The following is a 26673-nucleotide window of genomic DNA, read 5'->3' on the forward strand; positions in this document are numbered from 1 at the left end:
ACATGCAGCTTCTTGAGCCAACCGACAACGCCGTCCAGGCCGCATTGCGACAATATGAAAAGCTGTTCGCGGCCGGTGACGTCGATGGAATCCTGCAAGGATTTGCCGACGATGTGTGCGTTCGCTACGGCGCCAATCCCCCGTTTGCAGGCAAGGACGCGCTGCGAGAACTGCTGCTCCGGAGATTCTCGGCGATGCGCGACTACCGGCTTTCCAAGAAGCTGGAATTCATCCGAGATTCCCAAATCGCTTCGTCATGGACGGGAACGTGGATCGACAGCGTTTCCGGGATACGGATGGAGGTGTTTGGGATCGAAATCCTGCGGGTGCGCGATGGGCTATTCGTCGAATGGTCGGCCGCGGTATCGACATGGCAATCGAAACGCTTGGAGCAGGAAGGTTAGCGATCAATTGTTTTGGCGGAGCCGCTGCAGCTGAGACGAGGTTTCGCATCCGTCCTGCAGCGATGGTTATGCAGCCAGCTTTGGAATGGCCCGCTCGATCAATCGCAGGAATCGGGTGTTGCGAGCCCCCGCAACCACCGATTCTTGCGATATCGGCGCAGGCGACCCGGAAGGATCACTTTTCGCTTTTTGGGAAACATTTCGCAGAGATCGGTTGTTGCGCCTGCAGGATTTGAACCTGGCCAGGGGTCGAACAAGCGGCGGGTTCCGGCGGGCAAGGATGCTTCCAGCGAGCTAAGTAGGCTGCTAGCCAATAACAAAGCGGGGCTTCCGCGATTGTGGGGTTTCGCGATGTAGCGAACCGCCGCCACTGTGGCCACGTGCTCACGCACAGCGATTCCTTGTGTCGGTGGTTGCGTATGATTCCCTCCCTGGGCCGCACAAAAGCGCAGTTTGGTTCCGGTCCATATCGGCGAGCACGCATCGTCCCTCCATCGCTTGAACCATGGGACGCAGCCACCAGCTTAACCCGGCGTCCATCAAACCGGCAGCTGCTCAATAGACAGCTCTATGGAGGATTTCGAACGCGGATGTGGCCGATTGGCTTCAAGAGAGGCCATCGGATCAGTGATCCTGCGCTTGTAAATCGTGGGCGGAAATACACATTCGCGGGCCTCCATCGGTGGATAGCTTGGACATCCGTGGGGGATTGACTAGATCGATTTCGGGGAATATCAATTTCGGACCAATCGGTCCAAAAAATGGCGCGACCTAGAGAATTCGATTACGAGAAGGTCTTGGACAGCGGGCTCCAGCAATTCTGGCGCGCCGGTTACGAGGCGACGTCACTCGACGACCTGCTCGAAAAAACTGGTTTGAGCAAAAGCAGCCTCTACGGAGTATTCGGTAGCAAGCACGAAATGCTGCTGGCATCACTTGACCGTTACATTGATACCGTGCTGCAGGCGAACATCGAGGACTTGCAACGCGGACCTGCGCGAGTGGCGATCATGCGCAGCTTCGAGAAGATCCTGGGCTTTGTGCCTTCCTCCAAGATTTGTTTCCTGCAAGTTTGCGCGACGGAGCTGGCAGGGCACGACCAACTCGTCCGCACGCGCGTTCGTCGCGGACTCGAGCGGCTGCAGCGGGCGTACCGTGACGCCATCCTGCGGGGGCAGGCGAGAGGAGCGTTCGCATCCGGGGTCGATGCAGATGCGCTCTCGGGCTTTCTCATCACTAATCTTTACGGCCTTCAGGTGCTGGGACGTGCCGGTTTCGAAACCGACGGCCGGAGGAAGACGCTCGCGCTGGTGCTGAATGCACTGACATAAAAATTTTTGATCTAATGCGGACCGATCAGTCCATAATGATGAGGAGCAGACGTGAGTGTCGAAAGATTCACCGGCCAGCAGCGCTGGGTGCTGGGCTTGATCGCGGCGGCCTCGTTCATCGCCGTGATGGACGGCATGGTCGTCACCACGGCACTGGATGCCATCCGCCGCGACCTGAAGCCGCCGCTGTCAGATCTGCACTGGACGATGACGGCCTATAGCCTGAGCTTCGCCGCGCTCTTGATGGCGGGCGCAGCGCTTGGCGATCGGATCGGGCGCCGTACGATGTTTATTCTTGGTCTGTCCGCTTTCGCCGTTGCGTCAGCAGGCTGCGCAGCCGCGACTTCGATTGGATGGCTTATTGCAGCCCGGGCGCTGCAGGGCGCGGCTTCCGCGCTGCTTGTACCGGTCGCGATGACCATGCTCGGAACGGCGGTGACGCCGGCGCAACGGCCGCGCGCGATGGGCCTGTTCAGCAGCATCACGGGCCTTGCCGTATTGTCCGGACCAGTCATTGGTGGCCTGCTGGTCGACGCTCTCGGCTGGCGCTGGGTGTTCTGGATCAATCTGCCGCTCTGCGCTGTGACGGCGCTCCTCGCGGGCTGGCGCATCGAGCGCAACGATCGTGTCGCCGCTCAAATCGATTGGCTCGGCGTCACCCTGCTGACGACGGCGATGACGGCTACCGTTTGGGGCGTGTCGGAAGGCAATGTATCTGGCTGGTCCGAGGTGACGGTCGTCACGGCGCTGACGGCCGGGACCGCGGCAACGCTTGCCTTCTTCGCTTGGCAGCGCAGGGCTTTGCATCCGCTGGTGCCGAGCCGACTGCTCGCCTCGGTTCAGTTCAGGGCCGGCAATCTCGCGTGTCTGCTGATGTTCATGAGCATGATGGGTACGTTGATGTTCATGGCGCAGTATTTTTCGATTGCCCAGCAGGCGACCGCGTCGGGCGCCGGTGAAAGGATGCTGCCTTGGACGATATCGCTGTTCGCCGTTGCGCCCCTTGGCGGCATCGCCGCTGGTCGCTTCGGAGAGAAGGCCCCGGCCGTGGCGGGTCTGCTGCTGCAGAGCGCTGCGCTGCTGTGGATGTCAGCCCTTTGCGCTGGCGCCTATGACTATGGCGCCTGGGTCGCGCCACTGGTGTTGGCGGGCGTTGGAATAGCCCTAGCGATGCCCGCGGTGCAGAGCGCGGTACTCGGCTCCGTTGCGCCCGCCGACATGGGCAAAGCGTCCGGCATCTACAATACGATGCGGCAATTGGGATGGGCCTGCGGCGCGGCCGCGGCCGTCGCCGTGTTCAGCGGCTTTGGAAATCTCGCGACGGCAAAGACCATGGCGGCCGGCTACTCCGCGGTCTTGCTGTTGACGGCCGGACTCTCGGCGACCGCCGCGCTGGTGTCGTCGCGATTGCCAAGCGCCGCCCGATCGCATCAGCCGGTTGCCAAGCCGGGCAACAACGCTCCGAGTAAGGTCATTGAGACCGTATGATCCCGGCTGGCAAGCCCCCCGCATTCCAGGAGAAGCCAGATGATTGACAGGCGAACATTCGGACTCACTTTGGCTTCGGCCGGCGCTGTGCCGGCTCATGCCGGAACATCCCAGGCCCGAGACGACATCCGCGAAGCCAACAAGCAGACCGTGCTGGCATTTTACGATGCCGCACTAAGGCAGTCGGATTTTGATGCCGCCGCCACCCACTTCGGACCGCGCTACATCCAGCACAATCCGATGATCAAGGACGGCATCGACGGCTTTCGCTCTTTCGTCCATGACCTCAAGAAGCATTTTCTCGAGCTGCGCAGCGACATCAAGCGCGTCTTCGCCGATGGCGATTTCGTCATCCTTCACGTTCACGCGCAGCGCCAACCGAGCGAATTGGGATTGGCGATCGTGGACATCTTCCGGCTCGAGAACGGCAAGATCGTCGAGCATTGGGACGTGCGCCAGCCCCTCACCGAAGCAACGGCGGCTAACGCCAACGGCATGTTCTAGTCCAGAGCATGTCCGCAAAAGAATGCAGCAGGTTTCCGGAAAGATCGTGCTCAATCAAGGAGCTGGCGCGCGATGGCGATTCAGCCAAATACCAGCGCGCGTTAGTGGCGAGTTCAGGCAGGAAGATTGAGAGGAGAACTACGTGGAACAACGCGTTGCCTCATCCAGTATCGGCAAACCGGACAGCCCATCGCTGCAACATGCCACCGCGGATATCGAACCTGGCGTCAGCATCCATTATGTGGTCGCCGGAAGCGGGCCGCGGACGGTTGTGCTGCTGCACGGGTTTCCGCAGACGTGGCGAGCCTGGCGTCACATCATTCCGCGATTGGCCAATGCGGGCTTTCGCGTCATTGCCCCTGACTATCGGGGCGCTGGCAATTCGTCGAAGCCGCTTTCCGGCTACGACAAGCGCACGATGGCCACTGACATCTATCGGCTGCTCTACGAGCACCTGAAGCTGTCGTGCCCGGTGGCGATGGTCGGCCACGATATCGGACTCATGGTGGCCTACGCGTTCGCGCAGACCTATCACGAGGACGTCACTCATCTCGTCGCAGTCGATGCTCCGCTACCGGGAACGGCGATCTTCGACCAACTGTCCGGCAATTCGCGCAACTGGCAGTTTTCGTTCCACAAAGTCCGGGACTTGCCCGAGCTACTGGTGTCGGGTCGCGAACGAGAATACTTGCAATGGTTCTTCAACTTCCGGATATCGAATCCGGCAGCCATCACCGAAGCGGATTTCCGGGATTATCTGACGGCCTACACGGCGCCGGGCGCCATGCGCGCGGCGTTCGAACTCTATCGATCGTTTGACCAGGATTCGAAAGACAATCGCGATCTTCTCGCCAGCAAGGGCAAGCTGAGAATTCCGGTGCTGGTTGCGGTCGGCGCGACGAGCCCGACCGCCTCCCCTGTGCGCGGCATGATGGAGGAGGTCAGCATCGATCCGAGGGTCCTCCCGCTCCCCGGTGCAGGCCATTGGATCGCCGAGGAGAATCCTGAAGGCTTTGCAGCCGGATTGATTGATTTCATGGGGCCGCACCGTTGAGCAACGCTCTCGCTCGTTGCTCAGGGAGCGCGCCTCTCGGGCGCCCGGTGCGCCCCGCTGCGCCTCAACTCGCGTACAGATAGTTCGGCAGCCACAGCGTCATGCCGGGCCAGAGATACATGATCACCATGCACAGGATCACGATCAGCATGTAGGGCATCATGCCGGCGAAGATCTGGTTCAGCGTAACGTGCTTCGGGGCGACGCCCTTGAGATAGAACGCCGACATCGCGACCGGCGGCGACAGGAACGCGGCCTGCAAGTTCACGAACACCAGCGTGCCCCAAAGGATCGGATCGATGTTGAAGTGCTTCAGCATCGGCAGGAAGATCGGCACGAAGATGATGATAATCTCGGTCCATTCGAGCGGCCAGCCCAGCACGAAGATGATCGCCTGCGACAAGATCATGAACTGCACGGACGTCATGTTGAGCGACAGCACCCAGCTTTCCAGCAGCGCCTGACCGCCGAGAATGGCGAATACCGCCGAGAACAGCGCCGAGCCGACGAACAGCCAGCACACCATCGCGGTCGTCTTTGCGGTCAGGAACACTGCTTCCTTGGTGCGCTTCCAGTCGAGCGTCCGGGCGTGGATAGCGAGGATGAAGGCGCCGGCGGCGCCGACTCCGGCGGACTCGGTCGCGGTCGTGATGCCGAACAGGATCACCCCCAGCACCACGACGGTGAGGATGCCGAGCGGCATCACCGACGACGTCAAGAGCTTCAACACTTCGAAGCGCTCGCCGTCCATACGCAAGTAGGAGCGCGCCGTCCACGCTGCCAGCACGGCGGCTGATAGCGCGAACCAGATGTAGAATTGGGTGTCCGGTCCCTTTTCGGCGGGCGACAGCTCCCTCGGTTCGACCGGGCTGCCGAGCTGCTGCAGGCCCTCGACGGCTTCGCTCGCGGCGCCGGCCTGCTGGTGGATCACGACGTACCACCAGACCGTGCCGAGCGCGGCTGCGGTCATCAGGAACGGCACCAGCGAAATGACGAAGTTCTGCACGATCGCGCCATAGCCCATCGGCTTGCCGTCGATCTGGAGCATCTTCGCCTTTGCGGGCGAGAGCAGCGCCTTGAACAGGCCGACGAACAGGTTCGGCGAATACAGCGTCGCGAAATTCCTGATCCATTCCGGCACCTTGACGCGGGTCTGTTCCTCCGGCAGCGCCGGGGCGATCTTGGGGTTGATCATCGCCCAGGCCACGATATAGACGAGGTAGAGGAAGGCCAGGAAGAAGCCGGGAAGCATCGCCGCCGCATAGAGCTTGACCACGGACTGGCCGGCGACCGCGGCATAGACGATGATCATCACCGAAGGCGGGATCAAGATGCCGAGCGTGCCGCCCGCGGTGATGACGCCGGAGGCGAGCTTCACGTCATAACCGGCGCGCAGCATCGGGTTGAAGGCGATCACGCCCATCAGCACCACCACCGCGCCGACGAGCCCGGAGGCGATGCCCCAGAACGTGCACACGATCAGGGTCGTGACCGCGAGCGAGGCGGGCAGGCGGCGGAAGGCGAGCTGGATCGAATAGAACATCTTGTCGACCAGCGCGCCGCGCTCCATCACGTAGCCCATCAGCACGAACAACGGGATGGAGATCAGCACGTCGTTGGTCATCGCGCCGTAGCTGCGCTGGACCATCAGCTCGAAGACCTTGTTGTGCGTCCAGTTCTGCGACGGGTCGTAGAAGGCGATGAAGCCGAAGAACATGCCAAGGCCCATCAGAGTGAAGGCCGTGGCGAAGCCCATCATGATGACGACGACGATGAGCGTCAGCATCAACAGGCCGAGTGCCGGATCGCTCATGTGTTCAGGTCCCCGCCCATGCCGCGCTGCCGCGCCATTTCATCGATGCGCTGCGCGCCCTCGATGGCGAGCTTGCGTGATTCCTCGTCCACGAATTCAGAGTGCGCGAGCTGCTCCTCGATGACGTCGGTCTCGGCGACGTCGGCAAGTCGGCTCGGCCATTCGCCGGTCTTCAGGCACACGATGCAGCGGATGATCTCGGCGATCCCCTGCAGCATGATCAGCGCGCCCGCGATCGGGATGACGGTCTTGAAATGGTAGACCGGCGGCCCCTCGGCCGTGACGTTGGAATGCTCGTTGATGGCCCAGGAATCCGCGGCGTAGAAGTAGCCGGCATAGATCAGCGCGGCGATGCCCGGGATGAAGAACACGAAGTAGAGAACGAGGTCGAGCGCGGCCTGCGTGCGCGGACGCATCGAGGAGTACAGGAAGTCACCGCGGACATGGGCGTTCTGCGCCAGCGTATAGGCGCCGGCCAGCATGAACAGCGACCCGTACATCATGTTCTCGGCGTCGAAGATCCACGCCGTCGGCATGTTCACGGCGTAGCGCTTGAACACTTCGATGCAGACCACGCTCATCAGCAGGATCATCAGCCAGGCTGTCGCCTTGCCGACCCAGGTGGAGATGCCGTCGATCGTGTGCAGTAAGCGCCGTACACTCATGTGATAAGGTTCGGCATTAAATATGACCCCCAATATAGCACAAGGCACCGTCCGGCGGGTGGTCCGGACGGCGCCTTGCCGGCTTTATTTCGTCATCAGATCTTCTTGGCCGCGGCGTTCGGCCCGAAATAATGATCGTAGGCCATGCGGCGGTTCACCACGGTATCCTGCTCCCACTGCGTGGCACGCTTGGCGAATTCGATCTGCGACTGCACGATCTCCTTGAACAACGGGTTCTCCGCCGCCTTCTTCTTCGCCACGTCGTCATAGATCTCGAGTTGCCGCTTCAGGATGGCGTCGGGGGTCTTGTAGAACTTGACGTTGTCCTTGGTCTGCAGCTCGACATAGTCCTTGGAGTAGCGGTCGATCGCCTTCCACGACATGTCGGCCGAAGCCGCGTCCACCGCATTGGCGATGATCGCCTTCATCTTGTCCGGCAGCGCGTTGTACTTGTCCTTGTTGAACATGATCTCAAGCTGTTCGGCGTTCTGGTGGAAGCTCTGCAGCATGCAGACCTTCGAGACGTCGGGGAAGCCGAGCACGCGGTCGGAGGTAGCGTTGTTGAACTCGGCCGCGTCCAGGAGGCCGCGGTCCATGGCAGCTACGATTTCGCCGCCGGGCAGCGCGTTGACGGCTGCACCCATTCCCGAATACACGTCGATCGAGATGCCGACGGTGCGGAATTTCAGGCCCTTGACGTCCTCGACCTTTGCGACCGGCTTCTTGAACCAGCCGAAGGGCTGGGTCGGCATCGGACCGTAGGGGAACGAGACGACGTTGGCGTTAATCGACGCGTAGAGCTTTTCCAGGAGCTCCTTGCCGCCGCCATAGCGGTGCCAGGCCAGCAGCATGTTGGCGTCCATCGCAAAGCCCGGTCCCGAGCCCCAGAGCGCCAGCGCGGTCTGCTTGCCGTAGTGATAGACCAGCACGCCATGGCCGCCGTCGAGCACGCCCTTGGACACGGCATCGAGCAGGCCGAAGGCGGGCACGACAGCGCCTGCCGGCAGCACTTCGATCTTGAGATCGCCGCCGGTCATGTCGTTGACCTTCTTGGCGTAGTCGAGGGCGTATTCGTGGAAAATGTCCTTTGACGGCCAGGTGCTTTGCCAGCGCATGCTGATCGGCCCCTGGGCGCTGACGACGCTCGGCGCGGCTACCGTCGCGGCGGCCCCCGCAGCAGCGACCTTGAGAAAGCTGCGGCGACTCGAAGTGCTGCCCTTCTTTGATTTGGTCATGGTTGCCTCCTCCCCTTTGGAAATAGCGATCCCTTGCGGATCGGCTGCTTTTTTATTGGAACAAGTCAAAGTCTTGCGCAGGGGTTTGGCAAGAATGTTCGGAATGATGCGACGCTACGACGCGGACTGCGGTGATGACGCGCCGCAGCGCTCGCCGCCGAGCGCGGCGAAGCCGAACTGCGGTGAACAGTGCGCTCAATGCACGCTCAAGAGCACTCCGCGCCCGCGGGGGGCTGCGGGCGATCCGACGAAGGTTCGGAATCGAGCCGGCCTTGCCTCAATGATGATGGGCCGACACGCTCTTGACGCATTGCGTCAACAGATCAGGGGTGGCGGATTGGCCGATATCACCGAGACTGATCATGCCGACCATCCGCTTGCTCTTGTTGATCACGGGTAGCCTGCGGATTTTCAGCGTCTCCATGTGATGCACGGCTTTCGCCAGATCATCGTCTTCCCGGCAGCAATGGATACCTTCGGTCATCACGTCCCGCGCCGTCATGCGCGCGGCGTTGAAGTCCCTGCTCGCAAGACCTTTGCAGACAATGTCGCGATCGGTCACCATCCCGACCAAATGGTCGCCTTCGCCGATCGGAATGCAGCCGATGTCGTGCCCTTGCATCAACTTCGCGATCTCGATGATCGGGGTGTCGGGGCTGACCCAATCGACGCCCTTGTGCATCACGTCTTTGACTTTCATGGAGGACCTCCGTTGCGAACGCAGCCCCCGCTGAATTGACTATACATCGAACCGGGCGCGGCCGCACGCACGCCGTGACGGTGCGTACCGGGATCATCTCGCCGCCATGTCGCGTCAGTCATGCATGCTGAAGCGTCCATGCGGTGCACTGGCCGTCAGGCGCTCGAACTGCGCATGGGTGAGCTGGAGCAACGTCTCGTGATCGCCGGCTTCGATATAGACCTCGGGCTGGGCCCGGATGCTGTCATCGACGATGAGATCGAGCCCGTAGCACCGGCCGACCGCCGGAATGGCTCCGTGCGCGCAGTCCATGAACAGCTGGTTGATCTCGGTTTCGTTGGCCATGGCGAGATCCTCGCCAAGCCTCTCCTTCAAGTCCGGCAGGTTGAGATGGTGCGATGCCGGCACGACCGCGAGCATATAGCCGCCGTCGTGCCGCAGCACGACGGCCTTGGCGAGGCGATCGCCAGAGACGTGGCAAGCCTGCGCCGTGCGCGTGGATGACATGGTGAGATCGTGCGGGATCTCGGCATACTGGATGTTCTCGGCAGCCAGATACCGATGCAGTGTGGGGGCGATGGACATGGCTTCGCCTTTCGGATGGATACAACCATCCACCGTGAGGCTGCCCCCGCCGCACGATGGGCGGCTGCGTGATTGCCGGCCTTCAGCATAGGCCTTGCCCTCGAATCCCGCAACTGAGTCGGACGTTTGGAGCGCGCCGCGCTCACCTGATCCGTGATCTTAGGCGCGGCGGCCGCAACGCACGCGCTAGGCTAGCGCTATCCATGCACGCCGCCGCTGCACGGACTTTTTGCCAGGGACGGTTCGGTGTGATGGCAAGACGAGGCCAATCCCGCCTTCATGGAAAGCACTCGCAGTCGCTGCGGCCATGAGCGGGAAGGCGGCTGGTTGGAATTATATAGATATTTCAATCGTATGGGAGTTCGCAGCTTTATTTTAAATGGGGCTCCATTCCCCTGATTTCGGACGTCCTGAAAGCCCGGCTGCTCTGCCGCGTCCGTTCGCTGTACGCGCCCGGCTGCCGCTGATATGCTCTTGGCCATAGGGACAGTGAATGGCAGCTGGCCACAGACTTTCCCGCGATGCCGGCCTTCTGATCGGACTCGATCCCGCTCGCGCTTTTTCGCATTGCCTCGACATAACGCTGAACAAAATCCTCTACGGCTGCCGCGTTCCCCGCTCACATTGGGAGATGTGCCATGGCTGCACCGGACTGGCGTCTCGAAGGCGAATGGATGAAGAATTGCAACTGCGCGTTTGGCTGCCCCTGCGATTTCAATGCTCCCCCCACCCACGGATACTGCAAGGGCATGGTCGGCATGCGGATCACCGCGGGACATTTTGAGGGCGTCAAGCTTGATGGCCTCTGTTTCGCCGTGGTCGTAGATTTCCCCGGCGCGCTGCATGAAGGCAACGGCAAGATGCAGCCCATCGTCGACGTGCGCGCCACACCGGAGCAACGGCAGGCGCTGTTCAACATTCTGTCGGGCAAGCATTCGGCCGAGGGCACGCTATTCCACATCTTCAGCCTGATCGTGACCACCATTCACGATCCGATTTTTGCACCCTTCGAATTTTCCTTCGACAAGGACGGACGCGTCGCAAAACTCGTCGTCACGGGCGTGCTCGAAACCGACGTCGAGCCGATCAAGAATCCGGTGACGGGTCAGCCGCACCGCATCCAGGTGGTGATGCCCGAGGGGTTCGAGCACAGGGCTGCCGAGGTCGCGTCCGCAAACATCCGCTCGACCGGTGCGATCCCGTTCGAGACCAAGGGCACGCACAGCTCGCTCGCCAATGTCGTGCAGACGCCCGAGGGCGTTGCGGCATGATGCGGCGCTGACATCGAGACAAGATTTCGGTGTCAGCTCCTCATCACTATCCTGGGCAAGTCCACGCAGGGGCGCTTGATGCTGGAACACCTGCTCCACCGCGACCGGCTGATCGTCGCGATCGGGACCGCCGCAGTGGTAGCACTCGCCTGGGCCTATCTCGCCAGCGGCGCCGGCATGGACACCGAGATGATGGCCGACATGCCGGACATGGCGCCGATGCCGTGGACGCCGCTCTATGCCGCGCTGTTGTTCGTGATGTGGTGGGTGATGATGATCGCGATGATGGCGGCGAGCGCGGCGCCGACCGTTCTTTTGTATGCGACCGTCAAGCGCAAGCAGGAGACTGCGTCCCGGGCGGCAATCGATGCCTGGATCTTTCTCGCCGGCTATCTCGTGACATGGGCCGCGTTCAGTGTCGTCGCGGTCCTGGCGCAATGGGCGCTCGAATATTTCGGGTTGTTGTCGATGGCGATGGCCAGCACCAGCGCGGTTTTGGGCGGCATCATCCTGCTTGCCGCCGGCCTCTATCAGTTCACGCCGCTCAAACATGCCTGCCTCCGCTACTGCGAGAGCCCGCTGCTGTTTCTCAGCCGGCATTGGCGGCCCGGCACGCGCGGAGCATTCCGGATGGGACTTCGCCATGGCAGCTACTGCGTCGGCTGCTGCTGGTTTCTGATGGTGTTGCTGTTCGTCGGCGGCGTGATGAATCTGGCCTGGATCATCGGCATCGCGCTCTATGTCGCCGCCGAGAAGCTGCTGCCGTTCGGCCAACGATTGAGTCATGCCGCAGGCGCGATCCTCATCCTGTCCGGCACGATCGTTCTTGCGCGCGCGATCTGAGCGGCCGGTACAGACGACCATCGCCCTGCCAATACCGCGTGGTTGCTCAAAAACAGCCGACATCCGTGGTCATACGGATGTTGTAAGCTAAAGAATTGAGCATTATCCAAACAGAAACTTAAGGCTGTCCCGCCTAGCTTCGGGCTATGAACAGCACCCGCGCCACTTTCGGCCGCGGCGGTCTCAATCGAGGCGGAGACAGGCGATGCCATCACTGGCGGCGAGCGCGGTTCTGCCCTGGCGGCTGAGGCGAGGGCGCGTGTCGTGATTCCCGCAAGTTCCGTCCGCAAAGCCGGAAGAACGATCCTGCGGAATGCTCCGCTGCAGATCGCATTGTTCTTCCTGCCCCTGGTCTGGATCGGCTATTTCGCGATCACGTCATCGGAACGGACGGATGCGGTCGAGCAGGCGCGGTCGCACGGCAACAGCGTCGCCGAATTGTTCGAGGAGAACACCGAGCGCATCTTCGAGCGCGTGGATCAGTCGTTGCTGGTGGTGCGAGCGCTCTACGCCCAGGATCCGTTGACCTTCAGCCTGAAGTTCTGGTCCGAGAAGGCTCGCATCGCCACCGGCGACGTGGTCCAGTTCGCCCTGATCGGGGCGGATGGCTACATGACGGATACGACGACGGGCTATTCCGGTCCGCCGCTCTATCTCGGCGATCGCGAGCACTTCATTCAAACCATGTCGCAGACCGACGATCGCCTCTACGTCGCGAAACCGGTTCTGGGCCGCGCGTCCAACAAATGGACCATACAGCTCGCAAGAAAGGTCTTCGATCTTGCCAGGAATCCCGTGGGCGTGGTCGTCGGCTCGATCAGCGTCGATGTTGTCGGTCGATTCTACGACACCGCAAAGCTCGGCGCAGGAGGAACGCTGGTCCTCAGAAATGCAAACCAGGTCGTGCTCGCCGCGCGGGGCATAAACCAGGACGCGGTGTTGGGGCAGCGTGCGCCGAATCGCGTCGAAGGCGAGCTTCGGGACGGCTTCTACGCCCAATATTGGAACGAGAACCATCCCAACCGCGATGACCGGCTGGTGACCGCGCGCAGATCGCGGCTGTTTCCACTCATCTTCACCGTAGGAATCTCGGAGCGCGAGATCTATTCGCGCGCGGATACCAGGCAAAAGGTCTATCTCGGCGGCGCGCTGCTGCTCACGTTCATCATTCTGACTGCGACCATGTTCCACTGGCGACGCCGACAGGCGCTGGATCGCGCCCAGCGCGAGCTGCGCGAATTCGCCAGCAAGTTCGAAGACGCGCTCAGAAACCTTCCCCAGGGCTTGAGCATGTTCGACGGCAGCGACCGCCTGATCGCATTCAATCAACAATGGCTCGAACTCTATGGTCTCGTGCCGGAGGAGATTCGGATCGGCATGGACTTCCGCGAGGTGTTTGCAAAACAGACCGCCGTTCTCGACGTCGAGGCTTACCTGGTCGATCTGAAGAATCGGCTCGCCAAGTCGGAGCACACCTCGAACACCGTGCAGTTTCCGGATGGGCGGGTTGTCTATGTCTCCTACGGACGGCGCGAGGGCGGTGGCTGGGTCGCCACCCATGAGGACATCACCGAACGCAAGGCATCCGAGGACCGGATCGAAAGGCTCGCGCATTACGACAGTCTGACCGGATTGGCCAATCGCAATCTGTTCAAGGAGCGCATCGACGAGGCACTCGCGACGTCCGGTGCCTCGGGAGCTCCCTTCGCCGTACTCCTGCTGGATCTCGACAAGTTCAAGTCCGTCAACGACGTGCTTGGTCACCAATGTGGCGATGCCTTGCTGAAGCAGGTCGCGGGCCGGATCAAGGCGCAGATCCGTGACGCCGACACGGCGGCGCGGATCGGCGGCGACGAGTTTGCCGTGATCGTTGCGCCGGGCCGGGGCGCGATGCACGACGGCGCCGCCAGCCTCGCCGCGCGGCTGGTTCAGGCCATTGCCGAGCCCTATCAGATCGACGATCATCCCATCGTGATCGGCTGCAGCATCGGCATCGCCGTGGCTCCCGAGCATGGCAGCCGCGTCGATGAGATCCTTCGTAACGCCGACCTTGCACTCTACAAGTCGAAGAACGCCGGCCGGAACTGCTTCCATACCTACTCGGTGGAGCTCAAGGCCGAAGCGGATCAGCGCAACGTGCTCGAGATCGAGCTTCGTGAGGCGATCTGGCGCGAGGAAATCGAAGTGTTCTATCAGCCTGTGACCGAGCTCGGCACCGGCCGTGTGAAATCGGTCGAGGCTCTCGCGCGTTGGCATCACGGCACCAGGGGCTTCATTTCCCCCGCCGAGTTCATTGCGGTTGCAGAGGCGGGTGGATTGATCGTTGAACTCGGCAATCAGGTGCTGACCAAGGCGTGCCGGGATGCGATGACCATGCCGGACGACGTCAAGGTCGCGATCAACCTGTCCGCCCTGCAGTTCGCCAGCACCAACCTCGTCGACACCGTGACGTTCGCACTGGCGCAGAGTGGACTTCCGCAAACCCGGCTCGAGCTCGAGATCACCGAGAGCGTTTTCCTCGCCGATACCCAGGAAAATCTCAAGACGCTCCAGCGCCTCAAGGCGCTCGGCGTCTCCATTGCGCTTGACGACTTCGGTGTCGGTTACTCGTCATTGTCCTATCTGACGGCTTTTCCGTTCGACAAGGTCAAGATCGACAAATCCTTCATCGACAGGATTGACCGGCGCGAGACCGTCGCCGTGCTGAAATCCATCGTACAGCTTGCCGAGACCCTGAAGCTCTCGATCGTCGCCGAGGGTGTCGAGACCTCCGAACAGCTCAGACAGCTCCATTCGCTCGGAATTCCGCTAGGACAAGGCTACTACTTCAGCAAGCCCGTGCCGCTCGCCGGCTTGTCGTGGCAAGCTCCCGCCACGCGGCGGAGGCGGCGGGCGGCGGCGTGAGGAGAAGGGCAGGGCGCGGATCTTAAATTCGCGCGTGCTATCCTCCTCGTCGGGGATGGAATTGACCGTCCCGGCTTCGCTCCCTTGGCAAGCTCCTTCCCACAACCGTCTGCGCGTGGCGCCTATGTCCATTCGCAATTGTGAGACTTGAGCACGAGCCGCGTTCTCGCCTCCGTGCTATTGCTGCCCTCGCAATCTGCGCGAGGACAACCATGCTTCCCCTTCCTGCCGACATCTTCACCGAGCCCGAGGACGTCTCGCCCGACGGTCTTGCCAATCTCGGTCCGCTCCGCCGTCTCGCCGGCAGCTGGCAGGCGGACAAGGGCATCGACGTCAATCCGAAGGCGGAGGGGCCGGAGCGGCGCACCTTCATCGAGCGCATCCGCATGGATCCCATCGATCCGCAGGCCAACGGGCCGCAGCTGTTCTACGGGCTGCGCTATCACATCCACATCAACACGCCCGAGGAGGACATCACCTTCCACGACCAGGTCGGCTACTGGCTGTGGGAGCCCGCGACCGGGTTGATCATGCAGACGCTGGCGATCCCGCGCGGGCAGGTGCTGCTCGCCTCAGGCAAGGCCGGGCCGGACGACAGCAAGATCTCCGTCACGGCAAAGCGCGGCGATACCGCTTACGGGATCTGCTCGACCGACTTCCTGGAGCAGGCCTTCCGCACCGATTCCTATCGCTGCGACATCAGCTTCAACGACGACGGCAGCTGGACCTATCTGATCCAGACCGAGTTGTTCGTGCGCGGCGCGCCGTTCAATCACCACGACACCAACACGCTCAAGCTCGTCGCGCCGCCAAAGCTCAATCCGCTTGCGGTGATCGTGAACGATCGCGCCAAGGGCGGTGGATCGGCGGCCTGAGACCGGAGAATCACATGAAGCCTTATGTCATCTGCCTGATGCACGCCAGCCTGGATGGCCGCACGCATCCCAGCCGCTGGCGCCCGAAGGGCGCGGGCACGGACTGGTTCGAGAAAATCCATGACGAGCTCGGCGGCGATGCCTGGGTGATCGGCCGCGTCACCGGCTCGGAATTCGCCAAGGGCAAGTCGTACCCGACCGGGACGAGCGAGAAATTTCCGCGCGAGAACTGGTTCGCACGACGCGATGCAAAAACCTACGGTGTCGTGCTCGACGCGCAGGGCAAGATCGGCTGGGGCCGCTCCGATATCGGCGGCGATCCAATTGTCGTCGTGCTGACCGAGAGCGTGCCGGATTCGCATCTCGCAGGGCTGCGCGGCGAAGGCGTGTCCTACATCTTCGCCGGCAAGTCCGAGATCGATCTGGCGCTGACGCTGGACATTCTCAGCCGTGAGCTCGGCGTGAAGCGTCTGCTGGTTGAGGGCGGCGGCGTTGCCAATGGCGCGTTCCTGCGCGCCGGCCTCATCGACGAATTCAACCTGATCCTTAGCCCCGCGGTGGATGGCGCGAGCGGCGCACCGTTCGTATTCGATTCGACGGCAGCGGACAGCGACAAGCGCGCGCCGATCACGGCGATGACGCTGGAGAGCACGCGGGAACTCGGCGGCGGCGTCCTGCTGCTGCGCTATCTGATCAAGAACGATCCGCAGGCCGCGGTAAAGTAGCGCGCCGGCATGTCGGGACCATCGGAGCACATCGTCATCGTCGGTGCCGGCGCCGCCGGCCTGATGGCGGCGCGGGAGCTGGCGCGTGCGGGTAGACGCGTGACCATCCTGGAGGCGCGCGAGCGCTGCGGCGGGCGCATCCATCCGCTGCCGGCGGCGCAGTTCGGCTACCCCGCCGATGGCGGCGCCGAGTTCGTCCATGGTGAGGCGCCGGTCACGCGGGCTTTGCTGCGCGAGGCCGGTCTGTCGCTTCAGGCGATCGGAGGCACGCAATGGAGCTTTGACGGCGCAATCCTCTCGCGCGAGGACCGCCACGATGCGCACGAGGCGAAGCTGCAAGCCGCGCTGCGGGACTTGAAGGACGATCTCGCTGTCGCCGACTTCCTGCGCCGTCATTTTGCCGGAGAGGACTATGCGCGGCTGCGCCATTCCATCGAGCGAATGGTCGAGGGCTATGATGCGGCGGACCCCGCGCGCGCCTCGACGCTGGCGTTGCGTGAGGAGTGGATGGACGGCGGTCACTTTCCGCAGACGCGGATCAACGGTGGCTATGGCGCGCTGATCGATTGTCTAGCGGCCGAGTGCCGCGCCCGCGGCGTTGCGATCCGGCTCGGTTGCGCTGTATCGGCGATCGAGGAGGAGGGCGGCGCCGTGGTGGTTCGCTGCGCCAGCGGCGATGGACTTGCCTGCGACCGGGCGATCCTCACCGTGCCGCTGCCGCTGCTGCGCAAGATCGCGCTGCCAGCACACGTCGGCGCGAGGCTTGCTGCCGCCGACGACATCGGCTTCGGCAACGTCATCAAGATCCTGCTCCGCTTCGCGCGGCCCTGGTGGCGCGACCGACAGGACGACCTCGCCGACATGATCTTCCTGCTGTCGAACGAAGTGATTCCGGTGTGGTGGACGCGATATCCGGACCAGCATCCGCTGCTCACCGGCTGGTTCGGCGGCCCGCGGACAGCGGAGCTGTCGCATCTCGAGCCGCAAGGACTGATCGAGGCCGGGCTCGATTCGCTCGCCGCCATCTTCAAGCGGTCGCGCGATGATATCGCGCGCGATCTTGTGGCGGCGGCTGCAACCAATTGGGCGCAGGATCCCTTCGCCCGCGGCGCCTATTCCTGGGCGACGCCGCGGACGCGAGAGGCGCAAGCGATTCTCGCCCGCGCCGATGGCTTGGTGCTGTTGTCCGGCGAAGCGCTCTATCGTGGCCGCGACATGGGCACGGTCGAGGCGGCACTGGCTAGCGGCCTGGAGACGGCAGAGATGATCTTGCGGAGCTAAGAAGAAGGCCCGCATCTCTGCGGGCCTTTTGTCTCACCAGCGGCCGCCGCCGAAGCTGAATGTCACGCCGGGACCGCCGCCGTAATATCCGTAGGGGCTACCACCATAATAGCTGTGCCGGGGGTAATAGCCGTAGCTTCTATAGTAGGGCCGATAGTAGCCGTGATGCCGCCAATGATGGTGACCATGCCAGCGGTGGTACCTGCGGTGCGCGCTAATGTCGGTGGACTGGCTTTCGTGCGCGGTCTGCCCCGCGCTTGAACCACCGGCCGCGTTCGCCGCCGATCCGCCGGCAAGTGCCGCAGCACTAACGGCCATCGCGACAATGAGATACTTCATGTCATCACTCCAGTTGAACGTCGTGTGACAACAGATGAGCATCCGGCGCGTTCCGGCCAGCGCAGGCGTCGAAACGACGCAGCATGCGACGTCCGGTTCGCGCGAAGGATTGCGTGTCGTGGGATCTATCGCCGCAGCACCGACGTCGATCGCGATGCTGCCATCACCTCGCCTCGATTGACGCATTGGCGACATCTTTGATGACGATGCGCGGGCGGCAAGGCTGCCGCTACTTGAACGGATCCTGGATCGACGGCGCTGACTGCCGGATGCGGCGCACGCTGACCGGCGTGCCGTCGGAGACGAACAGGAGCTCGTATTTGCGGCCTTCGCTGTCGGTGGCGGAGCAGGTGACGTCGTTCACCTTCCTGGCGGCGAAATTGCCGGTCTGGCGGCAGACCCCGGTGGAGGTCTGCTCGGCCGGCACCGGCAGGCCATCGACCTTCGGACGGTCCTTGGAGTTGAGCAGCATGCGATCGATCGGCAATTCGTAGGAATTGTCGTCGGCGCGCTTGCCGTTCTCGCCGGAGAACGACACCACGTGATTTGCGTCGGCGGGATCGTCGACCGCGACCGCGAAATTGACCCGGCCCTTGTCGCCATGGGCGTAGGCCACCGTCTTGCAGGCATAGGTGCGCCCGGCGACCTTGAGCGTCTTGCACTTGCCCGACATCAGCGCCAGCAGGTCGATAAAGGAATTCTGCTGCTCCAGCGGATTGTTGACCGGGACGGGGGCGGAAGTCTCAGCAAAACAAGGGCTTGCCAGGGCAATGAGAGCGGCACCGAGGGCAGGTCGGCGGAGGCGCATCGGAAGGCTCACATGCCAGGGAACCACGGAGAAGTTCCGTCCGATAACCATCGAACCGCAAATTGGTTGCGATCCCGTTTGTCTTGCCGAACCCGACCGGAATACCACCGCGCCACCCTAACGGCGATTCGCGAGATCGCCCCAAATCCATCCTGCGCACTTGCCGTCAGGCCGGTGTTTTTTTCGTGGCAGCGCTAGCCCATCGCCGCCTGCCAGGCCCTGTCGCGCAGGGACGGGCGGCGGTGCAGGCGAGCCTCGAGCAGGGCGCGGGCACGCGGCAGCTCTCCGCTGCGCATGAGCGCGACAATATAGGTGTCCTCGATCAATTCGCGCTGGGCGTGACTGCCGCCGATGCGCACGACGTCGGCGAGAACCGGCGCGAGCGTTTGCACGCAGGTCCTGTAATTCTCATCCGCAAAGGCCAGAAGCGCGCGGCAGATCGCGGGCACCACCGGGCCGGCCGGCAGCTTGCCGTCCGCGAGCCGCTGCTCGATCACCGCAAGGCGCGCGGCAAGCGCCTCGCGGTTCTGCGTTGCGGCGGCGAACAGCGCCATGTGGACGTCGGCGAACGGCAGGCCGGATTTCGGGAATAGTTTTTGCGCGGCCGCGTCGGCATCGCGCCAGAGCGCCTCGGGCACGGCATGGCCGTAGGCCGACAGGCGCCACAGCAACGAGGCGCCGTCGGTGACGGCGTTGAGCGGAGGCGCCTGCGCGACTGACGGCTGAAGCACGTCGGCATAGATCGACAGCGCCCGCGCTGCATCGCCGTGCTCGAGCGCGCCGAGGGCCTGGTGCCAGCGGATGTGGCCGTGCAAAATTCCGGCGCGGTCGTAAGCGGGGATCCAGTCGTCGACGAGGCGATCGGCGTCGTCGATCGAGCCGTCCTCGAACATCGCATGCAGCACGGCGTGCGCGGCATGGGCGTTGGCGCGGCGCAGATTGAAGCCGCGCTCGGTGACGCCGCGGCCGTGGGCGACATCGCCGTTCTCCGTCATCGCCCAGCCATACATGGTGAGGAACCACCAATCCTCGCCATAGTGCTGCGCGACGCGCTCGCAGAGCTCATGCCGGGCGCGATCGTGATCGGCCATGCCGGAGAAGGCGAACAGACCGAACGCGCCGAGCGGCAGCGACAGCACCAATGCATCGCGCGGCCATGTCTCGACGTGCTTGCGCATCGCCGCGATCGCCTCGGGCAGCCGGCCCTCGATCGCCAGCGCCAGCGTCTCGACATGGGAGCGCTCGCGCTCCGTGCCGCGCTTCGCAACGCGTTCGCGCGCGACCGCCGCCTTGCTGCGCGCGAGATCGCCCTGCTGATAGAAGGCATGCACACGAGCGCGGGCGATATGGGCCAGCGCAAAATCCGGGTCGGCCGCAATCGCGCGCTCCAGCGCCTCCGCCGTGCCGGTCCACCCCGCGAGCATGAGGTCGACGCCCTCGCGATAAGCGGATGCTGCCGCATCGGATGTGGTGGAGAGCGGCAGGCCGTAGCGGTCTTCAAGCGCCATGGTCGTCTCCGGAGTTCAAGCCGTCCGCGCGCGGCGTCCTTCGATCGGATAGGCCGGATCGTTGTATCCGGGCGTCGAGGGATGGCCCGGCACGACCAGCCGGTCGATCAGCGCCTCGTCCTCCGCGGTGAAGCGATAGTCGAGTGCGCGGATATAGTCGTCCCATTGCTGCTCGGTGCGGGGGCCGGCGATGATGGAGGTCACGAAAGCGGAGTTCAGCACCCAGGCGACCGCGAACTGGCCGGCGGTGATGCCTTTCTTCTCGGCATGGGCTTTGATCTCCTGCGCGAGCTGGAGTGATTCCGGCCGCCATTCGGTCTGCATCATGCGGGTGTCGTTGCGGCCCGCGCGCGTCTCCTTGTCCGGCGCAGCATCGGGCTGGTACTTGCCGGTGAGGACGCCGCGCGCGAGCGGGCTGTAGGGCACGATGCCGAGGCCGTAATAGGCGCAGGCCGGAAAATGCTCGACCTCCGGCATGCGGTTCATGGCGTTGTAATAGGGCTGGCTCACCGCGGGCCGGTCGATGCCAAGCCGGTCGCAGATGTTGCAGATCTCGGCGACGCGCCAGGCGCGGTAGTTCGAGACGCCGAAATAGCGCACCTTGCCCGCGCGGATCAGGTCGCCCATCGCGCGTACCGTCTCCTCCAGCGGCGTCGCATGATCTTCCTTGTGCAGGTAGTAGATGTCGATGTGGTCGGTGCCGAGCCGCGTCAAGCTTTCGTCGGCGGCCTGCAGCACCCAGCGCCGCGACAGGCCGCCGCGATTGGGATCGTCGCCCATTTCGTTGTTCATGGGGTTAGCGAGCTTCGTGGCGAGCACCCAGGCGTGACGATTGCCGGCGATGGCGCGGCCAACGACCTCTTCGGACGCGCCCTTCGAATAGGCATCCGCCGTGTCGATGAAGTTGATCCCGGCATCGAACGCTTTCGCGATGATCCGTTCGGATGCGGCTTCATCCGTCGGCCCGCCGAACATCATGGTGCCGAGACAAATCGGCGACACTTTCAGGCCGCTGCGGCCGAGCTGGCGGTATTGCATGGTTGCTTCCTCAACGCTTGCGTTCGTGCCAGCATAGCCAGCTACGTCAGTCATTGCGAGCGCAGCGAAGCAATCCAGAACTGCGTCCGCGGAAACATGCTGGATTGCTTCGCTGCGCTCGCAATGACGGTGTGGGGTACGCTCATGCCTCACAATCGGTGTCATCGCCCGACTTGATCGGGCGATCCAGTACTCCGAGACGCCTGCAATTGATCGAGACGCCGCGGCGTACTGGATTCCCCCGCCTTCGCGGGGAATGACAGCGGTGGGTGTGGTGCGCAGCGGCGGTCCGACGAGACGCGCCCTACCCCGGTCCCTTCAAGATCTTGAACACGCCATTGGCCATCACGATGCAGCGATCATCCACCGTCACCTCGGTGCTCATGAAGATGAGGCTGCGGGTCGAACGCACCACGCGCGGGCGGGAGATCAGGATGTCGCCGATCTGGCCGGCCTCGACGAAATGAGTGTCGAGCTGCACCGTCGCCATGAACTCCTTGCCGGAGAGGTAGCGGGCGGTCATGCCGCAAGTGCGGTCGGCGAAGGTCATCATCACGCCGCCCTGGACCATGCCGCGGCGGTTGTGGTGCTTGTCTTCGGTCGCGAGGGCGAACTCGTAATGGCCGTCGATCTTGCGCTCCCACAACGGGCCGATCAGGTGCATGAAGCCCGTGGTCTCGAGGATGGTCCAGCCGTCTGATTTCAGCCTTGCGGCGGCCTTGTTGGTCATGTCGTCGTCCATTCCTGTGCGGACCTTCGATCTCATTTCATCGAGGCCGGACGTGGTGTAGTCAAGCATCATGAGACCGTTCGACGATGCCACACGGCGGAATATCGCGGATGCCTGTGCGGCCTTCGCGCGGCTGCCTGAGGAAGAAGCGCATCCGGCATTGAAGCGTGCCGCGGTGGCGGTTGCGCTGACCGCAGCAGGCGAGGGCGACGAGACTGCGCTGCTGCTCACGATGCGCGCATCGCACTTGCGCGCCCATCGCGGCCAATGGGCCTTGCCGGGCGGACGATGCGACGCCGGCGAGACGCCGGTCGAGGCGGCGCTGCGCGAGCTCGACGAGGAGCTTGGCCTCCGCCTCACCGGCGCGGACGTGCTCGGCACACTCGACGACTATCCGACACGCTCCGGCTATCTGATCACGCCGGTCGTGGTCTGGGCCGCCGAGAGCGCCGCGATCAGGCCGAACCCGGACGAGGTCGCGTCCGTCCATCGCATCGCGCTCGCCACGATCGAGCGCGATGACGCCTTCGACTTCATCGCGATCCCCGAAAGCGCGCGCCGCGTGATCCGCTTCCATCATCAGATGAGCCTGATCCACGCGCCGACGGCGGCGCTGATCTACCAGTTCCGAGAGGTGCTGGCGGGGCGGCACACCCGCGTGACCGAGCTGGAACAGCCGGTGTTCGCCTGGAAGTGACGATGGTAAACGGCGCGTTAACGTGACGGTTACCGGATGCCTGCTAAGAGGGCAGCATGCATCACACACCGATTCGACGCGCCCTGACGCTGGTTCCATTCGCGCTCGTGCTGCTCGCGCCCGCCGCGCGCGGCGGTGAGGCCGACGCGCTGCCGCCCGCCGTCAGCAACGCCAATGCTCAGCTGTTGTCGCAGTTTGCGCAAGGCGGGGCCTCGCCGGCCGTGCTCGAATATCGCCGCAAGCTCGCGGAATACCAGGCGGCGCGCGCCGCCTTCGACGCCGAGGCGGGCGCCTATTGGAGCCAGATCTCCGAGAAGCGGAAAACCCGCAACGCCAAGCGGCGCAGCGGACAGCAGGTGACCCTCGATGATTACGTGCTGGAGCATCCGCCGCTTTATACCGGTCCGAAGCGGCCGGTGAACCCGGAGCCGGAGGAAGCGCCGGAGCGTCCGCCCCGAAAACCCATCCCGGTGGTCGCTGATTTCCTGCGCGCGGCGCAGGAGCTCTATCAGTTCACGCCGCAGCGCCCGGCCAGTGAGGTCGAGTTCAAGCGCGCCTATGCACGCTACGCGCTCGCCTCGGGGCTCACGCGCGAGCAGGCGGTGCGGGTCTATTCGTTCGAGACCGGCGGCACCGGCAGTTACGACGTGCAGGCGGGCATCGAGCACGGCGGCAACCGCGCGATCTCGACTGCGATGGGCTACAACCAGCTCCTGACCACCAACAGCGTCGAGCTGCTGGCCGAGCAGGGCCATGAATTCGTCCGCGCGCTTTCGGACAAGGTGGCGCGCAGCTCAGGGCCGGCGCGCCAGTCGCTCGAGCACAAGCTCGCTGTTCTGAAGAAAATGGTCGCGCATGCGAAGTCGGTGCCCGACACCTGGTCGGAGCACGAGAAGATCGCCAATACCGCGCAGGGCTGGGCCATGCATGCGATGGTGCTCGACGTCGACGTCGGCCCGATGCTGCAGACCCACAAGCTGCTGACCTCGGTGCTGTTCGCGCGCGCCAAGGGCTATACACGGCCGCTCACCGCAGCCGAGCTCGAGATGATGAACCTCACCGGCGACGGCACCGGCCTCGACATGGTGACGATGCCGCAGGCGATGCGCGAGCAGGTGCCGACTTCGAACTTCTTCCAGCGCGGCGGCTACGAGCGCAACCCGGTCGCGATCCGCCACAACACGGTGGCGAAGCTGCTGGCCGTGACGGATGAGCGGATGGATTCGAACGGCGGCAAAGCCGGCGCGCGGGAGCTGGCAGGGGTGTTTTGGATATCAGATGTCGTCCCGGCGAAGCTGCCGTAGCAACCATTAAACGCCGAGGAGTTTTTCAGTCCACGGCGTTCCGCGTTGCACGACGGTGTTGGCATAGATGAGCAGCTTGCGCGCGCATGCGATGAGAGCGGCATTGTGAGCCTTTCCGGCCGCAGTCAGGCGGGCATAGAGGGCCATGACGGCCTTGTTCCAGCGGAAGGCCGCAGGCAGGGCTGCCGCAAACAGAGAGCGACGCAGGCGAGCGCGGCCGCCGGCGATACGGCGTTGGCCCTTGTACTGCCCGCTATCGTTGTCGAAGGGAGCCAGCCCGGCAAGGGCTGCGACTTCCTCCCGGCTGACACGGCCGAGTTCAGGCATGCGGACCAGGAGGGCCAGTGCCGTGCGCTCACCGATCCCGGGAATGCTCATCACGAGGTCAAGGCGGACAGCGAGATCGTGGTGAGCGCGTAGTTGCTTGGCGAGGTGACGGATTTGGGAGAGCCGCCTTGCCTTCAACCGGGCAATGTCATCCAGCACGATGCGGCGTAGCCGAGGCTTCTCGAGATGCTCGAGCCGGGTCTTGAAGCGCTTGATGTCGTCCTCGATCTGCTCGAGGAAGGTGAGCTGCTCGGCGAGCTCCGCCAAGCGCGGATCCGGCGCACTCCTCACCTCTTCGAGCGATGCCGCGCAGGCAGCAATCAGCGCGGCATCCAGCGTATCGTTCTTGGCGCGACGCAATCGGGAGCGGCCGAACGCCTTGACCTGGATCGGCTGCAGCACCAGCACGATGACGCCGGCCGCACGCAAATGCTCCACTACCCCACGCTCGTAACCGCCGGTCGCTTCGATCCCGACTCGCTTGACGCCAGCTTTGGTCAGCAGCTGCACCAGCTTCCGCCAACCGGGAAGGTCGTTGGCGACCTCCCAACCCTCGTCTCGACCATGAACTACAATGTCGAGCTTCGCCTTGGACGTATCGATTCCCGCTGTCGTCGTGCTAGTCTGTGCCATCTTCGTCGACCCTGCCTTGTGAAGCGAACCTGATTGTTCCGGCAACCATCCGGGTCCGATGAAGGTGCTGGCGCGATCCTGCTACGGGGCAGCCACAAACTGCTCAGGGTGGGCGCGATCCGATCGCCAGCGGCCTGCCGCGGGTTGCAGCCGCGGCAGGCCATTCCTCACGGAACACGCCGACAATATCTGATTGCGCTATTACAAGGGTGGGCAAAGCGACTTGTCCGCCGTAGCTCGAAGGGCGAAGGCGGAAGCGTGCCCACCATTCTCGATCGGAATGCGCTGACCGATGGTGGGCACGGCGCTGCCGCGCCTTTGCCCACCCTACAGTTTCTCGGCTCTGCGCCTACTGATCCGGCCCGAACTTGAACTTGCCGTCGCTTTCGAGATACGGCCCGGTGCGCATGTAGAGCTGGCCGTTGTGGCCGATGAAGAACAGCGTGCCCTTCGGCACTTTCTTGGCGCCCTTGAGCAGCTCGCCGGCATTGCTGGTACCCATCTTGTAGGAATAGGTCTTGCCGTCCCTGTCATAGGCGTAGCCCATGTCGGGCTTGAGCTCCCACGGCGTTGCCGGGACTTGCGCCAATGCGGGCACGGCAAACGCGCCGAGCACCGTGACGAGTGCTGCTGAAGCAAGTGCAAATGTCTTCGTTGAAAATGCCATCATCCATCCTCCCCGTCGCTGGGGTGCCGGCTTGAACAAATCACGAACGGCATTTCCGGGTCAATTTGCGAAAGCGCCGCAGCGCATCACGTCCTGCCCAGCAGTTTGTGATTTTCCCTTCGTCCCCTCGCGACTATGTTCCGCTTTCCGTCTAGAACGCAACTCGACAAAATTATTGGTGGGGATGATTCGGATGCGCCATGTGATCAAACTTTGCTGGGCTGCTGCATTGTCGTTGACGGCGGTGGCGCCGGCCGCGCGGGCAGATGACTACCAGCTCAGCCACAACCAGCGCATTTCGTGCAGCCGCGGCCTTGCCCCCGGTAAGCTGAACACGGCCACCTGCAAGTCCTACACCTATCTCTTCAACACCAAGACCTCGGAATATTTCCGCTGCCAGGTCTCGCTGGCGCTGACCCGCGACAACAAGGAAGTCATCAACGTGCAGACCGACGGCGGCTGCACCAAGAAGCCGCGCATCTTCGAGACCGACGGCAAATACGATTTCGACGCCACCGAGACCGAGCCGCCGAACACCAACTCGTTCTTCGGCCCCGGCGGCTACTCGGTCTGGGCCACCGACGTCAGCGCGCAAAAGGTGCGCGGCTGCATCATCATCTCCTCCGGCCTCGGCTCCGACATCTCCAAATGCCTGGACATGACGTTTCAGTGAGGGCTTGCCAGTGATGGTGCGCTCCCTCCCCCGCCTGCGGGGGAGGGTTGGGGAGAGGGTGTTTCCACAACGGGACAATCCCCTAGAGGAGAAAGCCCTCACCCGCGCCTTCGGCGCGACCTCTTCCGCAAGCGGGAGAGGTGAGCGCTGCGCCACCTCGCCGCACCGCCGGGTTCCCAAAAATCCAGCCGGAACGGCCATTTACCGCAGTCCTGTTTTGCCTTTTGGATGGGTTGACCCGCTGCCCTCATCCGGCCAATTTCGCCGCCGG

At 63.4% G+C, this 26673-nt stretch carries 26 protein-coding genes; 14 read left to right on the forward strand and 12 right to left on the reverse strand.

The features are described from left to right. The first annotated feature begins 2 nt into the window (after positions 1-2). The 5 genes from XH85_RS05845 to XH85_RS05865 all read left to right on the forward strand — a co-directional run bounded on the left by XH85_RS05845 (position 3) and on the right by XH85_RS05865 (position 4781). On the forward strand, positions 3-404 hold the full coding sequence (locus tag XH85_RS05845) for a nuclear transport factor 2 family protein (RefSeq protein ID WP_128931124.1): 402 nt from the start codon (positions 3-5) through the stop codon (positions 402-404). 797 nt (positions 405-1201) lie between these two features. Continuing rightward, positions 1202-1735, forward strand: coding sequence for a TetR/AcrR family transcriptional regulator (locus XH85_RS05850; protein ID WP_164940115.1), 534 nt, complete (start codon positions 1202-1204; stop codon positions 1733-1735). 51 nt (positions 1736-1786) lie between these two features. Next, positions 1787-3223: an MFS transporter gene (locus tag XH85_RS05855; RefSeq protein WP_128931126.1), complete on the forward strand. Its 1437-nt coding sequence runs from the start codon at positions 1787-1789 to the stop codon at positions 3221-3223. A 39-nt stretch (positions 3224-3262) separates the two neighbouring features. Continuing rightward, positions 3263-3727, forward strand: a complete 465-nt coding sequence (locus tag XH85_RS05860; protein WP_128931127.1) for a nuclear transport factor 2 family protein — start codon at positions 3263-3265, stop codon at positions 3725-3727. A gap of 142 nt (positions 3728-3869) precedes the next feature. After that, a complete protein-coding gene (locus XH85_RS05865; RefSeq protein WP_245473396.1) occupies positions 3870-4781 on the forward strand; it encodes an alpha/beta fold hydrolase in 912 nt (303 codons plus the stop codon). Positions 4782-4845: 64 nt separating this feature from the next. Here XH85_RS05865 and XH85_RS05870 read toward each other — a convergent pair whose 3' ends face one another. The 5 genes from XH85_RS05870 to XH85_RS05890 all read right to left on the reverse strand — a co-directional run bounded on the left by XH85_RS05870 (position 4846) and on the right by XH85_RS05890 (position 9779). Continuing rightward, positions 4846-6594 (reverse strand): TRAP transporter large permease, encoded by a 1749-nt coding sequence (locus XH85_RS05870; protein ID WP_128931128.1) that lies wholly within the window; start codon positions 6592-6594, stop codon positions 4846-4848. Further along, on the reverse strand, positions 6591-7259 hold the full coding sequence (locus tag XH85_RS05875; protein ID WP_128931129.1) for a TRAP transporter small permease subunit: 669 nt from the start codon (positions 7257-7259) through the stop codon (positions 6591-6593). The genes XH85_RS05870 and XH85_RS05875 overlap by 4 nt, the downstream gene beginning before the upstream one ends. Before the next feature lie 95 nt (positions 7260-7354). Next, positions 7355-8494 carry a TRAP transporter substrate-binding protein gene (locus XH85_RS05880; RefSeq protein WP_128931130.1) on the reverse strand — a complete coding sequence of 380 codons (1140 nt, stop codon included), beginning with the start codon at positions 8492-8494 and terminating at the stop codon, positions 7355-7357. Positions 8495-8771: 277 nt separating this feature from the next. Then, complete coding sequence (locus XH85_RS05885) at positions 8772-9194, reverse strand: CBS domain-containing protein (protein ID WP_128931131.1); 423 nt, start codon at positions 9192-9194, stop codon at positions 8772-8774. Between the two features lie 114 nt (positions 9195-9308). Beyond that, on the reverse strand, positions 9309-9779 hold the full coding sequence (locus XH85_RS05890; RefSeq protein ID WP_128947201.1) for an aminoacyl-tRNA deacylase: 471 nt from the start codon (positions 9777-9779) through the stop codon (positions 9309-9311). Positions 9780-10417: 638 nt separating this feature from the next. Here XH85_RS05890 and XH85_RS05895 point away from each other — a divergent pair. The 6 genes from XH85_RS05895 to XH85_RS05920 all read left to right on the forward strand — a co-directional run bounded on the left by XH85_RS05895 (position 10418) and on the right by XH85_RS05920 (position 17678). Beyond that, positions 10418-11050 (forward strand): DUF1326 domain-containing protein, encoded by a 633-nt coding sequence (locus XH85_RS05895; protein WP_128931132.1) that lies wholly within the window; start codon positions 10418-10420, stop codon positions 11048-11050. A 78-nt stretch (positions 11051-11128) separates the two neighbouring features. After that, complete coding sequence (locus XH85_RS05900) at positions 11129-11893, forward strand: DUF2182 domain-containing protein (protein WP_164940709.1); 765 nt, start codon at positions 11129-11131, stop codon at positions 11891-11893. 333 nt (positions 11894-12226) lie between these two features. Beyond that, positions 12227-14797 (forward strand): bifunctional diguanylate cyclase/phosphodiesterase, encoded by a 2571-nt coding sequence (locus XH85_RS47235; RefSeq protein ID WP_128931134.1) that lies wholly within the window; start codon positions 12227-12229, stop codon positions 14795-14797. 212 nt (positions 14798-15009) lie between these two features. Then, the gene (locus XH85_RS05910) at positions 15010-15672 is read left to right on the forward strand and encodes an FABP family protein (protein WP_128931135.1); all 663 of its coding nucleotides are present in this window, start codon (positions 15010-15012) and stop codon (positions 15670-15672) included. Positions 15673-15686: 14 nt separating this feature from the next. Next, on the forward strand, positions 15687-16397 hold the full coding sequence (locus XH85_RS05915) for a RibD family protein (protein WP_128931136.1): 711 nt from the start codon (positions 15687-15689) through the stop codon (positions 16395-16397). 9 nt (positions 16398-16406) lie between these two features. Beyond that, positions 16407-17678, forward strand: coding sequence for a flavin monoamine oxidase family protein (locus XH85_RS05920; RefSeq protein WP_128931137.1), 1272 nt, complete (start codon positions 16407-16409; stop codon positions 17676-17678). Positions 17679-17711: 33 nt separating this feature from the next. On the opposite strand, the gene XH85_RS05925 is transcribed toward XH85_RS05920, so the two are convergent. The 5 genes from XH85_RS05925 to XH85_RS05945 form a co-directional block, all read right to left on the reverse strand. Beyond that, on the reverse strand, positions 17712-18017 hold the full coding sequence (locus tag XH85_RS05925) for a hypothetical protein (protein ID WP_164935144.1): 306 nt from the start codon (positions 18015-18017) through the stop codon (positions 17712-17714). Between the two features lie 229 nt (positions 18018-18246). After that, a complete protein-coding gene (locus XH85_RS05930; protein ID WP_128931138.1) occupies positions 18247-18825 on the reverse strand; it encodes a hypothetical protein in 579 nt (192 codons plus the stop codon). Between the two features lie 194 nt (positions 18826-19019). Continuing rightward, positions 19020-20333 carry a tetratricopeptide repeat protein gene (locus XH85_RS05935; protein WP_128931139.1) on the reverse strand — a complete coding sequence of 438 codons (1314 nt, stop codon included), beginning with the start codon at positions 20331-20333 and terminating at the stop codon, positions 19020-19022. Between the two features lie 15 nt (positions 20334-20348). Continuing rightward, a complete protein-coding gene (locus XH85_RS05940) occupies positions 20349-21371 on the reverse strand; it encodes an aldo/keto reductase (protein ID WP_128931140.1) in 1023 nt (340 codons plus the stop codon). Between the two features lie 304 nt (positions 21372-21675). Then, on the reverse strand, positions 21676-22101 hold the full coding sequence (locus XH85_RS05945; RefSeq protein ID WP_164935146.1) for a PaaI family thioesterase: 426 nt from the start codon (positions 22099-22101) through the stop codon (positions 21676-21678). A gap of 67 nt (positions 22102-22168) precedes the next feature. Here XH85_RS05945 and XH85_RS05950 point away from each other — a divergent pair, with 67 nt between their 5' ends. Continuing rightward, the gene (locus XH85_RS05950; protein WP_128931141.1) at positions 22169-22798 is read left to right on the forward strand and encodes an NUDIX hydrolase; all 630 of its coding nucleotides are present in this window, start codon (positions 22169-22171) and stop codon (positions 22796-22798) included. 56 nt (positions 22799-22854) lie between these two features. Then, a complete protein-coding gene (locus tag XH85_RS05955) occupies positions 22855-24102 on the forward strand; it encodes a hypothetical protein (RefSeq protein ID WP_128931142.1) in 1248 nt (415 codons plus the stop codon). Between the two features lie 6 nt (positions 24103-24108). Here the strand turns inward: XH85_RS05955 and XH85_RS05960 are convergent, their stop codons facing one another. Together XH85_RS05960 and XH85_RS05965 are read right to left on the reverse strand one after the other, a co-directional pair. Further along, positions 24109-25062: an IS110 family RNA-guided transposase gene (locus XH85_RS05960; protein WP_128930305.1), complete on the reverse strand. Its 954-nt coding sequence runs from the start codon at positions 25060-25062 to the stop codon at positions 24109-24111. A 349-nt stretch (positions 25063-25411) separates the two neighbouring features. Next, positions 25412-25729, reverse strand: a complete 318-nt coding sequence (locus XH85_RS05965) for a hypothetical protein (RefSeq protein ID WP_128937121.1) — start codon at positions 25727-25729, stop codon at positions 25412-25414. 193 nt (positions 25730-25922) lie between these two features. On the opposite strand from XH85_RS05965, the gene XH85_RS05970 reads away from it, so the two are divergent. After that, positions 25923-26402, forward strand: coding sequence for a hypothetical protein (locus tag XH85_RS05970; RefSeq protein WP_164935142.1), 480 nt, complete (start codon positions 25923-25925; stop codon positions 26400-26402). The last annotated feature ends 271 nt before the right edge of the window (positions 26403-26673 follow it).

The organism is Bradyrhizobium zhanjiangense (genome assembly GCF_004114935.1).
GTDB lineage: Bacteria > Pseudomonadota > Alphaproteobacteria > Rhizobiales > Xanthobacteraceae > Bradyrhizobium > Bradyrhizobium zhanjiangense.